The sequence below is a fragment of the Streptomyces sp. NPDC058145 genome (assembly GCF_042884245.1).
Taxonomy (GTDB): Bacteria; Actinomycetota; Actinomycetes; order Streptomycetales; family Streptomycetaceae; genus Streptomyces.
This window is the reverse complement of the sequence record NZ_JBHVUH010000061.1, coordinates 1-1,455: the sequence shown is the minus strand read 5'-3', so window position 1 is coordinate 1,455 and position 1,455 is coordinate 1. Positions and strand designations below refer to the sequence as shown.

General features: G+C 70.4%; 2 protein-coding genes. Both read right to left on the bottom strand.

Annotated features, from left to right (window positions below; genetic code table 11):
• The coding region (locus ACFVVO_RS39405; protein WP_390061701.1) for an NAD(P)/FAD-dependent oxidoreductase at positions 1–1,208 on the bottom strand (1,208 nt) is incomplete at its 3' end.
• Positions 1,205–1,432, bottom strand: coding sequence for a ferredoxin (locus ACFVVO_RS39400; RefSeq protein ID WP_390061702.1), 228 nt, complete (start codon positions 1,430–1,432; stop codon positions 1,205–1,207). The genes ACFVVO_RS39400 and ACFVVO_RS39405, both read right to left, overlap by 4 nt.
• Positions 1,433–1,455: the final 23 nt, after the last annotated feature.

The following is a 1,455-nucleotide window of genomic DNA, read 5'->3' as shown; positions in this document are numbered from 1 at the left end:
CGGTAGTGGTCGAGCCACTTCGCGTTGTTGAAGCTCACCGCCGCGGTGACGCGGCCCCGGTAGCCGTATGCGGCCACGAAGCGGTGGTCGGCCACCGATCCCTGGGTGACGATCACCTCGTCGGCGAAGGTCGGCACGCCGACGGACTTGATGTTGACGCCGAACTGGATCGACCAGAACAGCGGGATGGACAGGTGGGGCCAGCGCTCCGCCTGGCCGCTGACCATGTTGTGCGCCGCGACCTCGGCCTGTTCCACGGCGTTGGCCCAGTGCTCCAGCGAGATGAGCCGGTACTCGTAGACCGGGTTCGGGCAGCGCGCCACGTCCCCGGCGGCGAAGATGTCGTCGGTGATCAGGCCGTCGAGGGTGAGGGCACGGCAGCCCGTGTCGCAGGCGATGCCCCAGACGCCGGCCGCCAGTCCCGAGCCCCGCAGCCACTCGGTGTTGCGGATGCCTCCGAGCGCCACGACGGCCACGTCGGCGTCGACCGTGCTGCCGTCGTCGAAGTGAGCGCGGCGGAAGTGCCCTTCCGCGTCGCCCTCCAGCCGGGTGACCTTGACGCCGCAGCGCAGGTCGACGCCGTGGGCGCGCTGCAGGTCCGATGCCACCTCACCGATCATGGCGCCGAGTGCCCCGACCAGCGGGGCCGGCGCGAGTTCGGCGACGGTGACCGGGATGTCCCGCTCGCGGCAGATGGAGGCGATCTCGGAGCCGGTGAACCCGGCACCGATGACCAGCACGCGGGAGGGCCCGGCGGCCAGGGCCCGCTGCAGTCCCTCGGCGTGCTCACGCGTACGCACGACGAACACGCCGTCCAGGGCCGCCTCGCTCTCGACGAACCAGGGCCGGGCCCGTACCCCGGTGGAGATCAGTACCCGGTCGAAGGGAATCTCACGTCCGTCGGCGAGACACACGTGGTTGGCCGCCAGGTCCAGCCCGCTCGCGGGCACGCCCAGCAGCCACTGCGCATTGATGTCACGGCGGCGCGGCAGCTTGGTGCCGTCGGCCGGGACCCACCCGGTCAGTACCTGCTTGGACAGGGGCGGGCGGTCGTAGGGCTCGCCCAGCTCGTCACCGATCATGGTCAACGAGCCCGTGAAACCCTCGTCGCGCAGGGTCTCCGCGGCCCGCAGACCCGCCAGTGACGCCCCGACGACCACGATGCGGCCGTCACGCTTGAACGCTCGCAGGGTATCGGCGCTGGTCATGACGTCGACGCCTCCACCGGTACGTCCCGTCCCTCCAGCTGATCGACCAGAATCGCCTGGACCGGGCAGGCCGCCGCGGCACGCAGCACCTGATCGCGCCGGGCGTCATCCGGGTTCGGGTCGTACATCAGCGCTTCCTCGCCGTGCATCCGGAACGCGTCCGGAGCGAGGAACGCGCACTGCGCATAGCCTTCACATCGGGAAAGGTCCACGACAATTCTCATCCCGACCTCCACAGGGACTGCGA